This window comes from Pseudomonas sp. P105 (assembly GCF_032614175.1).
Classification (GTDB): Bacteria; Pseudomonadota; Gammaproteobacteria; order Pseudomonadales; family Pseudomonadaceae; genus Aquipseudomonas; species Aquipseudomonas rhizophila.
This window is the reverse complement of the sequence record NZ_CP126694.1, coordinates 45,141-62,820: the sequence shown is the minus strand read 5'-3', so window position 1 is coordinate 62,820 and position 17,680 is coordinate 45,141. Positions and strand designations below refer to the sequence as shown.

The 17,680-nt window shown below is 56.7% G+C and carries 22 protein-coding genes; 9 read left to right on the top strand and 13 right to left on the bottom strand.

Annotated elements, in window-relative coordinates; all coding sequences use genetic code 11:
- Positions 1-203: 203 nt before the first annotated feature.
- From QOM08_RS28565 to QOM08_RS28535, 7 genes are all read left to right on the top strand, one after another.
- Positions 204-533, top strand: a complete 330-nt coding sequence (locus QOM08_RS28565; protein ID WP_316913351.1) for a hypothetical protein — start codon at positions 204-206, stop codon at positions 531-533.
- A gap of 81 nt (positions 534-614) precedes the next feature.
- Positions 615-1,304 carry a hypothetical protein gene (locus tag QOM08_RS28560; RefSeq protein WP_316913350.1) on the top strand — a complete coding sequence of 230 codons (690 nt, stop codon included), beginning with the start codon at positions 615-617 and terminating at the stop codon, positions 1,302-1,304.
- 468 nt (positions 1,305-1,772) lie between these two features.
- Positions 1,773-2,306: a hypothetical protein gene (locus QOM08_RS28555; RefSeq protein WP_316913357.1), complete on the top strand. Its 534-nt coding sequence runs from the start codon at positions 1,773-1,775 to the stop codon at positions 2,304-2,306.
- 122 nt (positions 2,307-2,428) lie between these two features.
- Positions 2,429-2,839: a hypothetical protein gene (locus tag QOM08_RS28550; protein ID WP_316913349.1), complete on the top strand. Its 411-nt coding sequence runs from the start codon at positions 2,429-2,431 to the stop codon at positions 2,837-2,839.
- Positions 2,840-2,857: 18 nt separating this feature from the next.
- The gene (locus QOM08_RS28545) at positions 2,858-3,046 is read left to right on the top strand and encodes a hypothetical protein (protein ID WP_316913348.1); all 189 of its coding nucleotides are present in this window, start codon (positions 2,858-2,860) and stop codon (positions 3,044-3,046) included.
- A gap of 201 nt (positions 3,047-3,247) precedes the next feature.
- Positions 3,248-4,366 (top strand): phosphoadenosine phosphosulfate reductase family protein, encoded by a 1,119-nt coding sequence (locus tag QOM08_RS28540; protein ID WP_316913347.1) that lies wholly within the window; start codon positions 3,248-3,250, stop codon positions 4,364-4,366.
- A 124-nt stretch (positions 4,367-4,490) separates the two neighbouring features.
- The gene (locus QOM08_RS28535) at positions 4,491-6,266 is read left to right on the top strand and encodes a phosphoadenosine phosphosulfate reductase family protein (protein WP_316913346.1); all 1,776 of its coding nucleotides are present in this window, start codon (positions 4,491-4,493) and stop codon (positions 6,264-6,266) included.
- A 9-nt stretch (positions 6,267-6,275) separates the two neighbouring features.
- Here the strand turns inward: QOM08_RS28535 and QOM08_RS28530 are convergent, their stop codons facing one another.
- A complete protein-coding gene (locus tag QOM08_RS28530) occupies positions 6,276-6,920 on the bottom strand; it encodes an SOS response-associated peptidase (RefSeq protein WP_316913345.1) in 645 nt (214 codons plus the stop codon).
- 201 nt (positions 6,921-7,121) lie between these two features.
- On the opposite strand from QOM08_RS28530, the gene QOM08_RS28525 reads away from it, so the two are divergent.
- Positions 7,122-7,550, top strand: a complete 429-nt coding sequence (locus tag QOM08_RS28525; RefSeq protein WP_316913344.1) for a translesion error-prone DNA polymerase V autoproteolytic subunit — start codon at positions 7,122-7,124, stop codon at positions 7,548-7,550.
- Positions 7,540-8,823: a Y-family DNA polymerase gene (locus tag QOM08_RS28520; protein WP_316913343.1), complete on the top strand. Its 1,284-nt coding sequence runs from the start codon at positions 7,540-7,542 to the stop codon at positions 8,821-8,823. The genes QOM08_RS28525 and QOM08_RS28520 overlap by 11 nt, the downstream gene beginning before the upstream one ends.
- 50 nt (positions 8,824-8,873) lie before the next feature.
- Here QOM08_RS28520 and QOM08_RS28515 read toward each other — a convergent pair whose 3' ends face one another.
- From QOM08_RS28515 to QOM08_RS28460, 12 genes are all read right to left on the bottom strand, one after another.
- Positions 8,874-10,808 (bottom strand): AAA family ATPase, encoded by a 1,935-nt coding sequence (locus QOM08_RS28515; RefSeq protein ID WP_316913342.1) that lies wholly within the window; start codon positions 10,806-10,808, stop codon positions 8,874-8,876.
- Between the two features lie 182 nt (positions 10,809-10,990).
- Entirely contained in the window at positions 10,991-11,188 is a 198-nt protein-coding gene (locus QOM08_RS28510) for a hypothetical protein (protein WP_316913341.1), read from the bottom strand.
- Between the two features lie 130 nt (positions 11,189-11,318).
- The gene (locus tag QOM08_RS28505; RefSeq protein ID WP_316913340.1) at positions 11,319-11,885 is read right to left on the bottom strand and encodes a hypothetical protein; all 567 of its coding nucleotides are present in this window, start codon (positions 11,883-11,885) and stop codon (positions 11,319-11,321) included.
- 24 nt (positions 11,886-11,909) lie between these two features.
- A complete protein-coding gene (locus tag QOM08_RS28500; protein ID WP_316913339.1) occupies positions 11,910-12,392 on the bottom strand; it encodes a ParB/RepB/Spo0J family partition protein in 483 nt (160 codons plus the stop codon).
- A gap of 88 nt (positions 12,393-12,480) precedes the next feature.
- On the bottom strand, positions 12,481-13,230 hold the full coding sequence (locus QOM08_RS28495) for a hypothetical protein (RefSeq protein WP_083182202.1): 750 nt from the start codon (positions 13,228-13,230) through the stop codon (positions 12,481-12,483).
- A 13-nt stretch (positions 13,231-13,243) separates the two neighbouring features.
- Positions 13,244-13,591 carry a hypothetical protein gene (locus QOM08_RS28490; RefSeq protein WP_244182650.1) on the bottom strand — a complete coding sequence of 116 codons (348 nt, stop codon included), beginning with the start codon at positions 13,589-13,591 and terminating at the stop codon, positions 13,244-13,246.
- A gap of 19 nt (positions 13,592-13,610) precedes the next feature.
- Positions 13,611-14,021, bottom strand: coding sequence for a hypothetical protein (locus QOM08_RS28485; protein ID WP_083182200.1), 411 nt, complete (start codon positions 14,019-14,021; stop codon positions 13,611-13,613).
- A 20-nt stretch (positions 14,022-14,041) separates the two neighbouring features.
- Positions 14,042-14,239, bottom strand: coding sequence for a hypothetical protein (locus QOM08_RS28480; protein ID WP_083182199.1), 198 nt, complete (start codon positions 14,237-14,239; stop codon positions 14,042-14,044).
- Positions 14,240-14,335: 96 nt separating this feature from the next.
- The gene (gene xseA / locus QOM08_RS28475) at positions 14,336-15,730 is read right to left on the bottom strand and encodes an exodeoxyribonuclease VII large subunit (protein WP_316913338.1); all 1,395 of its coding nucleotides are present in this window, start codon (positions 15,728-15,730) and stop codon (positions 14,336-14,338) included.
- Entirely contained in the window at positions 15,717-15,929 is a 213-nt protein-coding gene (locus tag QOM08_RS28470) for an exodeoxyribonuclease VII small subunit (RefSeq protein ID WP_316913337.1), read from the bottom strand. The genes xseA and QOM08_RS28470 overlap by 14 nt, the downstream gene beginning before the upstream one ends.
- Before the next feature lie 73 nt (positions 15,930-16,002).
- On the bottom strand, positions 16,003-16,632 hold the full coding sequence (locus QOM08_RS28465) for a hypothetical protein (RefSeq protein WP_316913336.1): 630 nt from the start codon (positions 16,630-16,632) through the stop codon (positions 16,003-16,005).
- 320 nt (positions 16,633-16,952) lie between these two features.
- Positions 16,953-17,654, bottom strand: coding sequence for a DUF2786 domain-containing protein (locus QOM08_RS28460; protein WP_316913335.1), 702 nt, complete (start codon positions 17,652-17,654; stop codon positions 16,953-16,955).
- Positions 17,655-17,680: the final 26 nt, after the last annotated feature.

Sequence of the window (17,680 nt, the reverse complement as noted above, 5' to 3'; positions counted from 1 at the left end):
CGCTCTGTCTGTGAATACCGCGTCGGTCTGCCCACCTTAGGCATGGCGCAGGCTTTAAGGCTCTGCCAGACGCTGTGCCCTCGCCGCTACGCCTCTCCAAGCAGTGTGGAATAATGCGCCCCATGAGTTGGGATATCTGCGCTGCGCGCTATCTTGGCTGAAAGCAAATTAAGGGAGCGCGGTATATGTTGGGAGCTGCATTTATGGCCGATGTTTACGGCCTTTTTTATTGGCTGTTGATTCTACTGGCCATCTTCGCAGGCCTCGCCTGGCTGTGGATGTTCGTGGATCACCTGGACATCCGCAAAGGTTGGCAAGCTCTGGTTGTGTGTGCTGTGACGATCGGTCTTGTGCATGTAGTTGGAGGGCAAGCTGATCACTATCGAGCAATCGTAGCGGCTGCTGGAACAGGCCTACAGCCAGGCGACGGTCTCGGCATGTTCATCATGCTCTTCATAGGGGCCGGGCTATTGGTGGGCCCGCTCGCGCTGCTTTTTTCAGGTAACAGCGGCAAAAGAGAAGGCAATGGGTGACCGAGCAGGCACCCGCCGCTGAATCTTGATCTCTACCCACAAGATGGTAGATCCACCAAAATCGCTAAGGCATCAATCATCATGCTCTATATCCTCCTATGCTCCGTTGTTCTTCTGATCGTGGTCATTGGTACCGTTGCTCGCGCTACGCTGGCTTTGGTCTCCCCCAGCCCTGGGCAACGCCTACAGCAAATGGTGCTGGTGCTCGTGTCCTACGCGGTGGGCATGGCCTACTGCGCACCATTGCTTTACCTATTCTTTGGCCCAGATGGCGCTCCGGGAAAAACTCTCGGCGTCGATAATGCGCGGCTAACTGTCTACCTGCTTTTCGCCGCCTCTGTGGCCCTCCTCTTCTACATCCCCTTACTGTGGAAAATAGCTGCTAAATCCAGAGGATTTTGGCCGATGGGCCAGCTCACACTGGTTGCTCTCGCATGCTTCGTAGGGGGTAAATCTGCATACGACCATCTGACGTTTTTCAACACCGATCAGGCAGGATGGGCGGATATTGCGCTCATGAAGGAAATCGGAGAAATAACTGATATGCCTGGCTGCACCAGCCCGGTTGCCTTTGTTCGGTTCCAGTCTTCCGGCCCCTTTGAGTACCGCTGCCCAGGGTTGATCGTTTTCAATCGGCTGTCATCACAACCTTTCGGGCCATGGCCGCACAACGATAGCGGTTCCAGTCAGCAGCTCGCAGATGTGATCTTGAAGATCAAAAGCGAAGCGAAAGTGCCGGATGAATTTCCAGAAAAGCCCACTCACCAATGAGTACGAAAACTCGCAAGTCAAAGCCAGTACCGCCGGCGGCAATGCCCATTGAGTGGCCACGGGCCGACCCAGGCGAGCTGGCCAACTTTGACCCGGCGTCGAAGATCTGCAACATGAATTGCGGCCCGCACAAGAACGATCCGCGCACCCGCGCTGAGCGATTATTTCTGTGTGATGACTGCTAATAATCTGTGTGACGAATATACGGAGACGAAAACATTGGCCTGGATCAAGACTAAAGACCTCATGCCCACTCCAGGGATGCAAGTGCAATGCAAACTCAGGCATTGCAGTAGTGGCAATATCCAGCAGCATCTTTTAGTCCACGTGGCAGAGGACGATTGTTCCTGGCGAACTGCCGGCGACCTTTGCGAAGTGAGCTATGACTGGGACGTAATCGAGTGGGAGTCTACCTAGCGATATGCCCAGCGCTAGATTGCAGGCCCCATCACCAAGAGTTGAGACGACATGACCGAATTAGAACAAGCCATCATTGATTGTGCCCAATTGCACCTCTCTCAGTTGAAAGGTGCGCTTATCCTGCCCAATGGCCCCGAACGTAGCGACGGTTTTACCTCGGCCTGGTGGCAGCTGACCGGCCTCGCTCAGCTCGCCGAGTTCCATAGCGGGCTTAGCCAGTCCGCCCGCGATCAGTTGCGCGCTATAGACCGTGAGGCCGCCCAGGCCGTCAGCAGCAACCGCGAATCGTCCGGTACCGCCCAGTTTGCCGACAACATCGCCGCCACGCTGGCCGACCCCACCACCTCGAACTGGCTCAAGCAGAGCCTCAACGATGCCTTGGCACGGGATAGCGTTGACGCCGCCAATGACGCAGAACTCCTCTTCGAGCTGCTGGCCCATCGTAGCGATGAAGAGTTGCGCGCCTCCGCGCACGCTGCCGGCATACCGGAAACGACCATGGCTGTTCGCTTTGCGAACGGTCGAGCTGACACGCTGGACGTGTCCCAGGCCCGGCACACGATCATTACTGGCGATAACTGACAGGAGGTCCAGCATGGTGAAGGTTCGTATTCACCTCACCCCGTCTAACCGGCAGTCGAGCCATCCATTTGCCATCCCGCTTCCAGCGGGCTTTTGCGGTACCGACACGGAGGAGTGCCAATATGGCCAGTGAGTCCCCTTTTCTGAAACACCGAGAAATCCTGCTCCACCAATCCTATAGCGCCGCCGGCGCGCTCCAAGATTTTGCCCTGAGCTGCTACAACGGCCAGCTCGGGCAGTTCCGGGGCGACGCCCTAGCCAACTTCGACCAACAGCACTTCGCAATTTTTGTCGAGATGGCCACCTACTATCACCAGCATCGCGAGAACGACCCCCATCTGCTCGAGGTCGGTGCGGCCATCTGGGCGGATCGCCGTGAGCGCGGCCGCAAGCACTTGGCAGAGCTAGCCGAGCACCGCGCAATCAACCCAAAAGAGTACCCGGACGGCTCGGAGCGAGATTATTTCGACCAGCTGGATTGGTTGAACCGGCAGACTGAACGGATGAAAGCGAAGGGCTGGATCGACGAATAAGACTGAATGGAGACCAAGATGGCAAACGTACCCAGCGAGTTGATGCGGCAACAAGATGACCCTGTGTGGTTCGTGGAGGAGCGCCAGCTGAATGGCGATTGGATCGCCGTCGACCGAGCTGATGACCAGGCGGAAGCTGAAGCGAAGTTGGCCCATGCAGAGAACCATCTCCCAGGCACGTACCGTCTGAATCGGTCTGATTGGTAAGGCCTGGCCCGAAAGAGCTATCCCATCCAGGAGAAGCGTTGCCGAGCGGCAGCCGATCGTTCTGTGTTTCCTGTAGAAAATTTCTCCTCGGTTTCCTCCTGTCGCAGGGGGGAGCCACCTCTACCACCCATCACTTGGGATTCTCCGTTGCCGCCGTAGGCTGAGTCTGTAGGCACCAGGTAGGTGCTCAGAGGACAGCCAATGCACCCGTTAATCTCCCGAGCACACCAGTTCGACGACCAGGTAGTTATCCCAGCACTGGGCCAGCAGCTCTCCCTGCTCGGGTTCGAGCCTGAGCCTGCTGTGCTGGCAGAAGGAACCTATTTTGATGCACCGACAGTGGATCTGGACAGCTACGACCACGTTGTGGTCTGTGTGTCTGGTAAGGACAGCATCGCTTGCCTGCTGGCGCTGATCGAGCAGGGTGTGGATCTGCGTCGCGTCGAACTCTGGCACCACCGCGTTGATGGTGCCGAGGGGAGCACACTCATGGACTGGACATTCAATGACAGTTTCATCGAGAAGTTCGCAGCAGCGTTCAATTTACCTGTCTATTTTTCCTGGTTGCAGGGTGGGATCGAGGGCGAAATGCTCAAGATGGACGCCTACTCCAAACCGCACATGGTCGAAACTCCAGGCGGAATCATTTGCTTGGATCGTGATACCAGCCGGACATCACCAGCGACCCGTCGCCGGTTTCCTCAGCAAAGCGCCAGCCTGGCAACGCGCTGGTGTAGTTCCGCGGCCAAGATCGACGTAGGACGCAGGGCCATCACCAATCAGGAGCGCTTCCTCGGGACCAAGACCTTGTTCGTCACTGGCGAGCGCCGTGCCGAGTCGAGCAACCGCAGCAAGTACAACCAGCTGGAACCTCACGCCGTCGACCGGCGTAAGGGTCGCCTCGGTCGGCACGTAGATGCTTGGCGACCGGTGCTGCACTACAGCGAAGAACAGGTTTGGGAGCTGCTTGCTCGCCACCGGGTGGAGGCACCTGTCCCCTACCGCTTGGGGTGGGGGCGTTTTAGCTGCATGACTTGCATTTACAACTCACCGAAGGTCTGGGCCACCATCCGCAAGTACTTCCCTGAGCGGGTCACCCCGATAGCCGGTTACGAGGACGAGTTCGGCTGCACTATCAGCCGGCAGAAAATCAACGTGGTGGATCTGTCGGCGACTGCGGAAGCGTTTGATATCACTGATATGGACGCACTTGCCCAGGCGCGCCAGCGCGAGTACGTGCTGCCGATCTTCACGCCAGAGGGGAAAACCTGGCAGTTGCCATCAGGAGCCTTCGTGACCGAAGGCTGCGGCTCGGTGTAGATAATTCCTCCCTGGTTTTCTCCTGAAACAAGGGCTCGCCGCAGTTCCTTGGGATTTCAGAAGGCTGCCGTATCTTGAATCCATCAGCTCCAGTGAGGAGCCGGATTCAAGCACGGAGCTTGTCATGCAGCTGTTCGATGTAGATCTGTTCTCTTCCGCTGGTGTCCAAGAGATGCCTGCCAATGTTGTTCGCGGGCCTGAGAAGACCCTGGCCGAGAAGATTGCCGGGGCTGTCGAGGCCGTGAAGCGGGTCGTGCGCGCCGGCAAACAGCCAGTTGTGGCCTGGAGTGGCGGGAAGGACTCGAGTGTCACTCTGAACATCGCGTTCACTGCAATTCGCGAGCTGGCCACCGAAGGTTTCCCGGTGCCGACCTTGAACGTCATGCACTCCGACACCCGCATGGAAAACCCGGTAATCCATTGCTACAACCAGAGCCAGATGCAGCAAATGCAGGCCTACGCGAAGGCTGCCGGCATCGAGATGAAGGTGTGGGTAGCAAAGCCGGGCCTGAGCAATGACTACCTGGTGAGCTTGGTCGGCGGGCGCATTATCGCCAGCGTTGGCTCCAACGCTAAATGCCAGCAAATGACCAAAGCAGATCCGCTGAAACGAGTGAAGAAGGCAATTCTCCGGGATGTCTCGGCTCGCCTCGGCCGCAAGTGTACTGACGACGATATTGTTTCGCTGATCGGTACACGGTTCGATGAATCGGTGCAGCGCGAGCGGAAAATGTCAGCGCGCGGCGAGAGCGCCTTTGAGGCGGTAAATCTCGCCGCCGACGCAGGCGGGCACGACTGGGTACTCAGCCCTATCGCTGAAATGACCACCATGGACGTGTTCAGCTACATCGGCCAGGTGATCGCCGGCCGGATTGAGTGCTACGACCGCTTCAACCAGCTGGTTGAGATTTACCGCGACATGAATGGCGGGGACTGCATGGTGAACGTCTACCTGGCAGGGAGACAGTCCGAGCGCCCCGCGTGCGGCCATCGTACAGGCTGCTGGTCATGTACCCGCGTCTCTCGAGACTCGTCGGCCGAGAGCATGATTGCCAAGGAAGGCGGCGAGTACGACTGGCTCAAGCCCCTGAACGACTTGCGGAACTACATCAAGGCCCGCCACTTCGATCCGAGCGCTCGATGCTGGCTGGCACGCACGATTGATAAGGAAACGGGGACGATAAAAATCGCTCCGAATTCCTACTCCCCGGCATTCACCAAAGAGCTGTTGGGAATCATGCTCACGATCCAGCTCGACGAATTCGACGCCGCCCAGCAAGCCGGTATCAAACCGCGCTTCACGCTCCTGGATATCGAACAACTGCTGGCAGTCGAAGCGCTTTGGGGTCGGTATGGATACCAAAAGCCGTTTACCGCAATGAGAGTGTTCCTGGAGGTCTACGAGCAAGGTGTTCGCTATGAAATCCCAGATATCGCGGCGCTTCCAAAGTACACAGAAGCAGATCTGCGATACCCCGAGGTCGAGGTGCCGTTCTGTGATGATCAGTACCAGGGAATGTTCAACGGCCTGCGCAGTATTTCCCATGCTGCTGCCGATGCTGAGTTCCTGACCACAACACGCAGTGGCATGGTGGTCATGGACGTGGTGACCAGCAGCGGATTCGAGATCGATCGCGAAGGTGCAGAGCTGTTCGTAAACTTCGAGCTGGATAACGCCCTGTCCCGCGTGACCTTCGACCAGGCTCCGACTGCGGGGCTGCATTACCTGATGGGGTTGGGAACCATCGCGATCTACAAGGGTGACCATGGCGACTGGGATCGGATGATGCGGATGTCCAACCAGATATTCAGAAGCGATCTTCAGCCCATCCTGCATGACCGCGCTGCGCTGATAGCCCGACTGGGCGGTGACTCACTGGGCCAGATCGATCTGTTCTGAAATGTCTTGCTAGGGTCTCTCGACCACGGCCAGCCGATCCGCTGGGTAACGCCGCATGAAATCCGCACTCGTATCTACAGAAGCTTCTAGCCAATCGCGGTACAGCCCTCGGGGTAGAATGACCACCATCCGCTTTTCATCCTCAGGTCGGTGATAGTCGCGCATAAAGGCATGGCTGTCGGCGTTTACTGTCAGCATGGTGTAAGAGTGCAGCACCTGAGATGTGCCGGGGGCGCACCATTCTTCCCATAGCCCCGCGATGCCCATCACTTCGCCGTCTACTCGGGCAATCCGGGTTGGGACTGCCCTCCCCGACCGCCAGTCCGGCTCATAGATGGCAGCCGCGGGGATGATGCAGTGTTGAGCACGGTGCCAGGCATTGCGAAAAGACGGCTTCTCGCCCACCGTTTCCGAGCGCGCGTTATAGGTGCGCCTGGCGATTTTCGTATCTTTGCTCCAACTGGGTATCAGCCCAAAAGACCCCATCAACGCCTCAAGGCCTCCCTCGCCACCCTTGACTTCATCTGAGTTCATCGAGCGGCGTAGAAATGGACCTATGTAGCCAGGCCACAGATCCAGTTTCCCTTGAGCCGCCTCAACACCAAACGTGGCGGCAAGCTGGCTTGGTGTCGGTCCCTCGTAGTGACTGCACATTGGTTGGACTCTCTCTGATCGGGGATCTTGAAGCAGCCCCATAGCTCGCATTTCTTAGTAGCAATGGCGGCCGGGCCTGATTTTCGCTCATAAGGTGTTGATTCTCCCGCATACGGAAAGATCCACCTTTCGTCCAGATGGCTCTAGCGGCGCCGAACAGCGTGCATTACTGTACATAAATACAGTAAAACATGGTGCCCAATGAACTCGCTCACCCCTTACCCACTCGCTGCCTCAAATCAGCTGCTGCAAGTCCTGGCCGGCTGCGCAGCGGGCGGATTCCCCAGCCCAGCCGCTGACTATTATGAACCCCCTCTATCCTTGGATGAGCGGCTGAACATTCGCGCTCCTCATGTCTGGCTGGTCCAGGTAGAAGGTGACAGCATGCGCGACGCCGGCATTTACGATGGCGGTTTATTGGTAGTGGACCGCTCGATCACACCCATCGCTGGGCATATCGTACTGGCCTACGTTGACAATCAACCACTAGTAAAGCGGTTGGCACGGTCCCCGGCCGGTTGGTTGCTGGAATCGGCTAACCCCGATTACAAGACAATAACGCCCGATGAGTACGGCACGATCGAGGTGTTTGGCGTCGTGACGTGGGATCTCACTCCTCATGCACAGTGATTCTCGCCCGATCTTCGGCCTAGTCGATGTCAACTCATTCTATTGCAGCTGTGAACGAATTTTCCGGCCTGAGTTACGGCAGCGTCCGGTTGTGGTTTTGTCCAATTCGGACGGGTGCATTGTGGCGCGCACGAATGAGGCGAAGGCGCTTGGTTTGAAGATGGGAGATCCGTATTTCAAAGTCCGGACGTTTCTAGAACGTCATGGAGTCGCAGTGTTCAGCAGCAACTACACGCTTTATGGAGAATTGAGCCATCGTGTCGCCATCGCCATCGCCTCGTTGGCACCTTCCGTGGAGGTTTACAGCATCGATGAAAGTTTTGTTCGGCTCGACGGGCTGCCGGAGCCGATTCTCAACGCTGGTCGGGCTATTCAGGCCCGTGTGCTGGAATGGACAGCTTTGCCTGTAGGCGTGGGCATTGGTTACACGAAGACCCTGGCCAAAGCCGCGCAACACGCCTCGAAGGTCTGGCGTGAGAAAACTGGCGGCGTTGTCGATCTGCGGAAGCCTGAGGCGGTCGAATGGCTGCTCCGTCGAATGCCGGTAGATGAAGTTTGGGGAATCGGCCGCCGCATGCGCGACCACCTGGCCAGTGATGGCATTACCACCGCCTGGGAGCTGTCGCAAGCAGATGCGCGAGCGATGGGACGCAAATACAGCGTGGTACTCGAGAAAACGATCCGGGAGTTGGGCGGCGAATCTTGCATGGACCTGGAGCACGCAGAGCCGACGAAGCAGTCGATATGCACAAGTAAGATGTTTGGCCAGCGGGTACAAACGATAGAAGGGCTTGGGCAGGCCCTGGCGACTTACATTCATCGTGCCACAGAGAAACTACGCAAGCAGCGTTCGCTATGTGGTGCGTTACGGATTGGAATTCAGACGTCATTTCATGGCGACGGACCGAAGTACGCCAATGCATCGACAGTGGTACCTGAGTATCCAACCGATGATGTGCGCCAGCTTACGCGGTGTGCTCTGCGTGCGCTGGAAGGAATTTATAGGTCTGGATACGCATACAGTAAAGCAGAGGTTCTGCTGATGGATCTGCGCCAGCGCGGGGAGTTCACACAGGATCTTTTCAGTCCGAGCCAACCAGAACGCTCCGACGCCCTCATGGCCACCATGGACAGAATCAACCGAAGGTGGGGTCATGACTGCCTCCGGACAGCAGCTGTACCGAAGGCGCCAGAGTGGGCAATGAAGCGTGCCCTTCTCAGCCCAAGCTACATGACTGATTGGGATCAGCTTTGGCGGGTGTATTGCAAATAAAACTGTAACGCCCACGCAGGCGCATCCGGTTTGCCGATTGCCGATGATATCTATGGAGTTGCCTGAGCTTTCGCTGCGGTGGACATATCAGACGCCCAGTCCCGGAGATAACCAGGAACGATGAGCTTGTGACGAGCTCTCGATCCCCCGGTGTAAAGGGCTGCAAAAGCCCTGCTCGCGGCAACACGGTCACCAGGCCCGACTTGACTGAGCAAGTCTGGCGCAAGCATCACGGCGTCGATCTCGGAATTGCGGGCATCCATGACCCGTCCGAGCTGGAGCGCGGCTGTCCCAGATGTATCGAGGTTGAGTAACGATGCCTCGAACTCTGATGAGCTATAGCCCTTGCTGAGCATCCGGTCGATGCGCTGAAAGCTACTATTTTTGCTGCCCATATCAGCCCGAAGATCATCCCAGTTGGTGTACCTGAAGAGCGCGCTGTGGGTTGGCCGTACCTGATCATGGAACAGGCCAATGCAGTCGAGAATGAACCGGCGGAATGTGTTGATTGCTCCAGGTAGCAAGCTGAAGCTCGCGCCAGCGCTGCCCAGGCGCTGAAACCACTCGAATAATCCCCACTCGGAATCAACCAGTATCGTTACGGCCCCGGTGGGAACATCTGGCTTGTCGTAGTAGACAACCTTTGTCTCGATGCCGTTGTTGCCCTCGAGCGAAGCCAATTTCAGTATCGGATGTTTTTCGATGAGGGGGTTTATGACTCCCTCGATCTGCCGGCCGGCGCGAATGGAGTGGGTAATCTCGTGCTTGCGGAGTGTGCTAGCCCGTTGGTAGTAGCTCCCATCCAGGCGCTGGCATGCGTCACCCAGGGTAATCACGGGTTGGCTACAGCGGTCGAGAAATACCGAAAGTGGCCAGCTCAGGTCGTGCGCTTCGTCGACAATGATGTGGGTGAACTCCAGGCCTATGACCGCCTCATGAAGAAGGGTCATGTGCTTGATTCGGTGATACCCGCGAAGCGGGAGCTGAAGGCGCGGATCGGTTGGTTCGATGGTCTGATCCCACAGCCTTTGCGCATACCCCACCAGCACCGAGCGATCTACGACCTCGAGGGCAAGCCCCTTTGGGATGTGCTGCTCTGCTAAAGCAAGGTCAGTGCTGCTGCAAAAAGAAGCAACCATTCTGGCGCAGGCCGTCGCTACTTGGGCAGGGCTGAGCCTACCGATCGACCCGAAGCCTAACCGGGAAGCGATGTCTTCCGGGGTAACCTGGTGCCGAGCGGATGCCCGTTTGCCAGGCCTGTAGTAACCGACACTTCGCTCAAGCACATGATTGGCAAGATCTCCGAACGTCATTCCTCTTACGTTCGCGGCTCCGATTCGCTGCATCAGGGCCTGGAGCTGAACCGCGGTGAACGCCAGCACGAGTGGTCGACATGATGAAAGCGAGCCCACCAAGCGTTCGATCATGTGGGTTTTGCCGGTACCAGCCAGGCCCTGGATATGAATGCTCTCATCAGGTTCGGCGTGAATAACGCGAAACGTCCGGCTCTGCTGATTCGACAGAGAAATTGTTTTTCCCGATGGGGTATCGAACGAATGCTTGAGCGGGTTGAGCTTTTGGGTGTGCGCCGAACAGAAGTTGAAGTCCCAGTGGCCACCACTCAGGAATTGCTTCGCGTCAAGCGCCTCCTGATCTAGGAAGCGAAGCCGCAGCCGAGGCATAAGCGCCAGCCCTCGCTCAAACAACTCTCGCTTGAATCGGCCGGCAATAAGGCTAGAAAACGTACCAGGTGGATGCGTTTGGCTCAGTTCCGTGCCGACTGAGATCAACTCGGCCAGAGCCTTCTCGACGAGCATTTCACTTTTCGGCTTTCCGTCCAGGGCCGGTAAATTCTGGATGACAGCCACCGACGCCACTTGGGCCACGTCCCATTGCCCCAGCAGGACACGGGCAGAACCGCTCGGATCAACCAAGGTATCGGCCTGTGAAGCCAGCAGTGGGATGTAAAGAACCGGGTCGGTCACGCTTTCTTCTCGTGGAATGCACATTGTCGACCACCAGCGTTAGCGCCGGCGGCAGGGCTCAGCTACCCAGTGTATGCCAGGCCAGCCGGAGATCACACTTTCTCGCCAGCGGTATCAATTCAGCTGGTAGCACACGCAAGCAGGCGAGATACAGGCGCTCAAGTTGCTCGGGATATGCTGAGTCACCTGAGCGAGTCAAGACGGTGCATAGAAACCACAAAAACTAATGCAGCACAGCTAATCACCAGCATAATTTTGCCTGCGTATAAAAAAGCCCCACTGACGCCACCGTTGAAAATCTCGTTAGTTACGATCACAACTAAGCCAGCGAAAAAAACACAAACAAAAGCAATGGCGACGGAAAAAAACTTCGTACTCATCAGAGCTCTTCCTCTAAAACAGCACTCGCGGCGCAAACGATGAGCGGACGCCAAAACTGAATCCCTCTACGTCCTCGGCCCCGCATTGACGGCTGGGATTGGGTACTGCCAGTGATATTTCCAACCAATTTTATCCCGCTGACTTCGATCCAAGTTCTTTTGACCTGATCAAGGTTTCCAAATTGGGCACAACATTGACGTCTAGGTGATCCTTCATTCGCTGGCTTAGATGGTGCTGGTTAGGAATATCAATGCCCTCTTGACTCGCCCATTCCCGCAAAACGCCCAGCAGCACCATGCTGACGGTATGACCATCCTCCATATACTGGAGCAGAAAAGCCTTCAGCCTATTCCGCCCCTCATCAGAATGCAGGTCATAACCTCCGGGCACATCATGTAGCCGATGCGCAATCACGTTGCGGTTCTGGAGGTATCGATCCAACTTGTCGTCGAAGGTGGGGTGCAGATCAACCCGCTTCCGCAGCGCCTTTAGCATTTGTCCCAGTGTTGCTTTTGAGTGTCGCTCAAGAAGGATGTGAAGCTGTTCGATAGTTTGCAGTGGCTCGCCATGCAAAGGAAACGTTAGGCAAGTGCTCAACAGGTGCTCAACACCCTGCCCCGCGATCACCGCAAGGCCCAGTGTCTTCAGCACATCGTCCTGTACAGGCTTGTACCCTGATTGCGCTTCATCTTTCATGATTTTGTCAGTCCTGAGAGCGCTCTAGGGAGCATGTTCGCTGCCGATTTTGCAACGCGCGAGAAGAGCGTTGATACGGGCTTGTAGCTCAGGGTCCGCTGCGGCTGCCTCACGCAGTGAGGGCATTTGCTCCATGACCAGTTCAGCTGCATTCTCTCCAAACTCCTCGATCAGCCTCTCCAGGTTCCCAACCGTCTCTTTGGGGGCGATGGACTCGCGACTGGTGTTGGCGATGAGTGAAGATAATGTGAAGGCCTCGTCGTCGAGTTGCAGCACCCGAATCGGGATGATATCTATCCCCAACTTCTTAGCCGCAAGCCACCGAACCAAACCTCCTCCAGGAACTATTTCATAGCGTTTGCCCACCTTCCGAATGAGGATGGGCTCTAGAATACCCATCTCTTTGATACTGGTAGCCATGGCATCCACCTGGCTTTGGTCGGGTTGCCTCACCGGGTCGCTTGTAGGCGTGATTTTGCTGGTTTGGATTACGGTTGGAGTGTTCATCAATTTTCCCTTCAGCTCTGAAAACCGCGGCCCAGTTCGTCGGGGGCTTGGCGATACCGCGATTTTTCTAGCGGAAATTTCCTGTCGACTAATTCTTCGAGGGCATAACGCTGGTGATGAAAGCCGCGCCCTTCAGCACATCGGTCCAGATGCGAAGGGTTTCGACGGATTCAGGCCTGGCCAGAATCTCGGCGCGCTGAGTGTCCAGGCTGCGCTGCAACTCCTCCAGCTTCTGCGCTGGTGACACATCTAGGTCCAAGCTCAGGTAGTCCTGCAGGGCCGAGTGGATATCAGATAACAAGCTGGACACCCGACTGCGATGCCATTGCGCGGTCGTGTGGTTGGCCCAACGCGGCGCCTCCTCTTGCATTGATCTGCGCAACGTCAGGTGGCTCGGCAAATAGACGGCATCCCCCAACACCACCTGAACAACAAGGTGCAGTTCCAGTATCCGCAACTGCTCGGCCACTGTATCGCTGGGTAAGGAGAAGCGAGCTTTAACAAGTTGCCCGGCTTCCCGCGTCCACTGCTGGCGTTTTTTGGCCCTGGCTTTCTCAGCGCGGTCTTTGCGTTCCTTGGCATGCTCGACGTTGTACTTGACCGAATCCAAAAGCGCTGCGGCGTTGGTCAGCAACTCCCGTTGCTCGTGAGAAAGTTTCCCGCCAAGGCGTCCAAGCAGTGAATTGTTCTGCGTAAACGCACGCAGCTCGCGGGCGGCGGTGGTAAGGCCCGTCTGCACACTGCGCATTTCCTTGGCGCTGAAGTACGTGCCAACTTCCATCACCACGTCCGCGGTAATGCCCGTCGCCTTGGTCAGCTCATCACGTTGATTTGCCATGATTATTTTCCATCTATGCTGGACTAAGGATGCGATAGGCGATGCCAGGAACAGCTATTGGGACAGCCAGCGCATAAAGCCAGGGAGAAATCGCACCGCCGAACAGCGCCGATCCTAGCAGGGCGTGCCCGAGAGCAAAAATCAGCATCCCGCCGATACCGCCTCGATAGACGCCGACAAAACTGATAAACACAGCCGCGCCAGCCGCTACTGAAAGCGGGATGTTGGCCATTGCAAGGGGGTTTGCACCAGCGCCAAAGATCAAGGCCCCCAACATGATCGAAAGCAGAGAAGCTGCCCTGAGAGGCATATCCCAGCTACCAGATCCATCGCTTTTAAGATTGTTATTTTGTGTGTTCACTCGGTCCCTTCCGTAGTAATCAGTTGAAGAAGCCCTCGGCCTCCAGCTCTTTGTACTGCTGCTCAAGAATCCAACCTCGAATCTGCTCAGCAGACAACCTGCCAGGTGAAACCTGCAAATCTTTGGATGCAGCCTCGCGGCTTGCTTCAATCTCTGCCTCTTCGGCCAACTCGATCAGCAACTCATCTTCTTCGGTGCGACTCCGGCCAACGGCGATCCTTGAAAAGTCGTACTTATTGGCGCAGCGGCGGCAGAACAGCAAGGCCACCTTCGCATTCTCGACTTCGACCTCCGCTATTTCACCTCGAAGACCACGCCATGTCTCGGTTGCCACCGTAATGGTTACCGTCGATTGCCCGTCAGTAATCCAGGCATTGCACCGCGAGCAATTCGTGATGACGTGCTTGATAGGGGTAACGGTCGCGGTCACGGAACTCTCCTACTTAGTGCTCAGTTCTGGCCATCAGATTGAGCCTTTGAACTTTTCCCCAAGTAAACACTGACCAGGACCACATACCAAAATGCAAGAACGAGCCAAGCTCCCCAATGCCAGCGGCGCGGATCTGGATGAACGTCAAATGCGAAATAGGCGTAAACCAACGCGGTGATCGCGACCAAATTTCGGAACAAGCTAGCTACGGTCGTCATGTGTCTTTTCCAGTGCAGGTGGCCAGGATAACGGCAATTCGCACAACCCCAACTCAATGAGACGAGTTTCCCATACCTCTCGAAGATGTGACCGCATCAATGCGGTGTCGCCACATCCGCAATGACATGGCCATCGGCGAACGCCAGATCCAGCTTACCTGCATCGCGAGCCTGCTCGGCGCTGCTGATGATCACCCCACCAGGGCCACGGATTAAGGCAAAGCCTCGCCCGAGCAGTGCAAGCGGGTTTGTCTTGTCGTAGACCGTGGATGCAAGCTCCAGGCGCGCAGTTTCCTTGGTGATCAGCGCCATACTCAGGGAAGCCACCCGAGAGGCCGCAAAAAACGCCCTTTGGCGCTCAGCTACACACAGGCCAGCCCCGAGCCTTGAAAATCGATCCTGCGCGAGCTGGAGGGCCATGTGCTGCTGACTGAGGAGGCGGTTCCGGCCTTTGTCGAGACTGCTTTGCTGTTGCAACAGTTGCCGCTGCTCCCTATGGAGCGTTTCCGTCACCCGCCGGCTGAAGGTGCTCCAGGCGCGATCCAGATGCGGTGCTTGCCCAGACACCAGGCGCAAGATCATGCCGTTGGCCCGCTCGACCTGAGCCCGAGCAGTTGAGGCCTCAGACATGAGCGCTGTTTTGATGAACCCTATAACCTTCGATGGTGTGTCGAACCGGCGGTGTGCCACGAGGTCAAGCACGCATTCGTCGATCTCGTGCCCAATGCCGGTGAATACCGGAACAGGCAACCGGCAGACCCAAGCCGCAAGGTTCGCGTCGTTGAGCCAGGCCAGATCGCTTTTCGCCCCTCCCCCGCGGATGATGCATACGGCGTCGAAAGGCTGCTGTTGATGTTGCTCATGAACCGTCCGCAACGCAGAGCGGATGCTGTCTGATGCATCACGCCCCTGGAACGTCGCTGAGAAATACTCGAAGCCGCACACCTTGGCCGCAGCCAACTGCTCAGCATCACGCCGAAAATCGGCCAGGCCAGCAGCCTCGTGCGGAGCCACAACCGCAACACGCCAGAACCCCCCTGGACAGGGAAGCCCCCGCTGTAGGTCGAACCACTGCCGCTCCTTCAGGGAGGCAATGATCTTCTGCATCTTGGCCTGCATGTCACCCAGCGTGTAGCTCGGGTCGATGCCGGTGACCATCAGGGAGAAGCCAAATTGAGGGGAAAAATCCGCCCTCACTTTCAGCAGGACGTTCATTCCTGCTTGAGGCAGGCCTCCGGTTGCCTGCTGCCACTCACCAAGTACCTTGCCGGCGACGTTCGCAAACATGGTGCACCGTGCTTTCGCGACCTCGGCTCCCTCACGCGACTCCAAGATGTCCATGTAGCAGTGGCCGTTCGGGCGGCGCTTGAAATCGCTGAGTTCCGCAACAACCCAGCTGCTGTCTGGTACCGCAGCACGGACAGCCTTTTGGATCTGGGCAAGGTATGCGCTGAGAGTGAGGTGCTGCTCAACCGGATCAGGTGCGTTCACCGGACTGATCCTCTTCAGCGCCCAAGGTTGCCTGAACAACGCTCTCGATTCGGGTAAGCCGGTCGGCGCAGAACTTACGTGCATCCGCAAATTCGCGAGCAAGGGTCTCCAGCTCATCGATGCTCACCTCATTGCGCTCCAGGCGCTTTACCGTCTGTTCGATGAAGGCGATGTTGGCTTCGTAAGTGTCTCGGCTCATGTGGGAAGTCCTGGGGAAGAAGAGATCAATCAACGTGCCAATTGTCGCAGCTTCCCCAAAAGACCCAACCCTATCAGCCTTCAGGCCGAACCCACGTTGTCTGACCCTCTGGGATCACGCCCCGATTGCAGCCGTATTTGGACAGGTACAACACCCTGCTCTGCCGCAACCAGGCCTCAACGGTAGGAACGATCATCGCGGCATACTCGGCAAGGCTCGGGTGTTTCTTCCAGTCGCCATTGCCGATCGCGGATTCCAGCGAACGGTCATACCAGGCGTTGACCAGTTGCTCGACTCCCGCCAATTCTTCGCCGGCGGACGGTGCGGAATGGATCAGGTTATGCGCCTCGCGTTTCCTTTGCTCTCGAGTGGCATGTGCAGCTGGTAACGCTCCGAGGGAGAAAAGAGCGTCCTCAAAATTGAGGTGACGCTTCTCGTGAGTTGTCGAGTCCTCGGCTAAACCGGGGACGAAAGAAAAACGGCAGAGCTTGCAGTAGACCACGCCACTGTCCTTCCGCTCGTAGTGCTGCTCCAACGAGCGAGCGATCCACTTGCGAACTTCGTGATAGCTGCGTGCCTGAAGGTGATGCTGCGCCATCAGGTTGAGGCGCTGCGCATGGCTCAGTCCTGGGTGAAGGGCCTTTGCCTGCTTGGCGAGTTTTTTGAGGTTTTCGATATCGCGGAGCGTGATTGGGTTTTGCATACGGCAGCCTCCAAAGGCTGATGCTCAGTATCCACTTCGGAGCACCCATAAGGGTTCCGTTGGTTTGTCGGTAGTGCTTTCGCTTTGCCAATGTGGACGGCAGGCACCTACCCGTGTGCCGAGGGGAATATCTCTGTCTCGATTGCGAACGTCAAGAGTAATGTCGAATTTCGCCCTACTGGTTAAAATTTGAGCATCGACGGGGGAGCGTCCCAGACCGCCACGCCGGGACTTTATCCACAGGCTTACCCCCACTTTCAGGGGACAAAAATCGGACGAAAAAAATCCCGCTCGAGCGGGACTTGTTATTGGGTACCACCTCATTCCAACAGCGCGTGCTCTTCACGGCCCATAGGCTTGTGCAGAGAGACGCTTTCACCATCCCTTTTGCCCTGGATATACGCTCGGTAAGCATCCATATCCAGTTTGCGGCGTTTCATCTTTGTGATCGGAACACCAGGATAATGTCTCTGGGTATAAGCGTGGATTGCCCGCTCCCCTTCTTCCGTAACGCCGGCAAATTCCTCTACACGTTTGTGCACGCCGATGATCCACGCTTCTGCATACATCACTCCCGCTCTGCGCCTTTGCACTGCGCCCTGAACACTGACCCCTGATAGGTATGTTCTCTTGGAGTCTTTCAGTTGCCGGAAAAGTACCTCATACGCATAGGCCGACATTTCAGCGCTACCGATTTCTCCAATAAAAATCAGCGACTGCCCGTTAGGGCCATAGCTGTAGAAACTCACACAGCCAAACGCCTTTGAGACAGTCATCGACAACATGCGAATCCATTGTGGCGGAACGCTTTTGGCCTTACTGATCCGCAGGGAGAATTCCTCCGCCTGGGTAGCACGCACGTCGCCTACTTCCAGCTTGAACTTATCCATAAGTTTGCGGGCTTGCCGCATTGCTGCTTCGGCCTCATGCGGGTTGCTGGATTTTGCGAGCGCAAAACATTTCTTGATTCTGCCTAGTGCACGAGCGCGCTTATCCACGTCTTCAATTGCGAACTCAGTCACCAGCCAATCCTCCGCTTCGCGACACG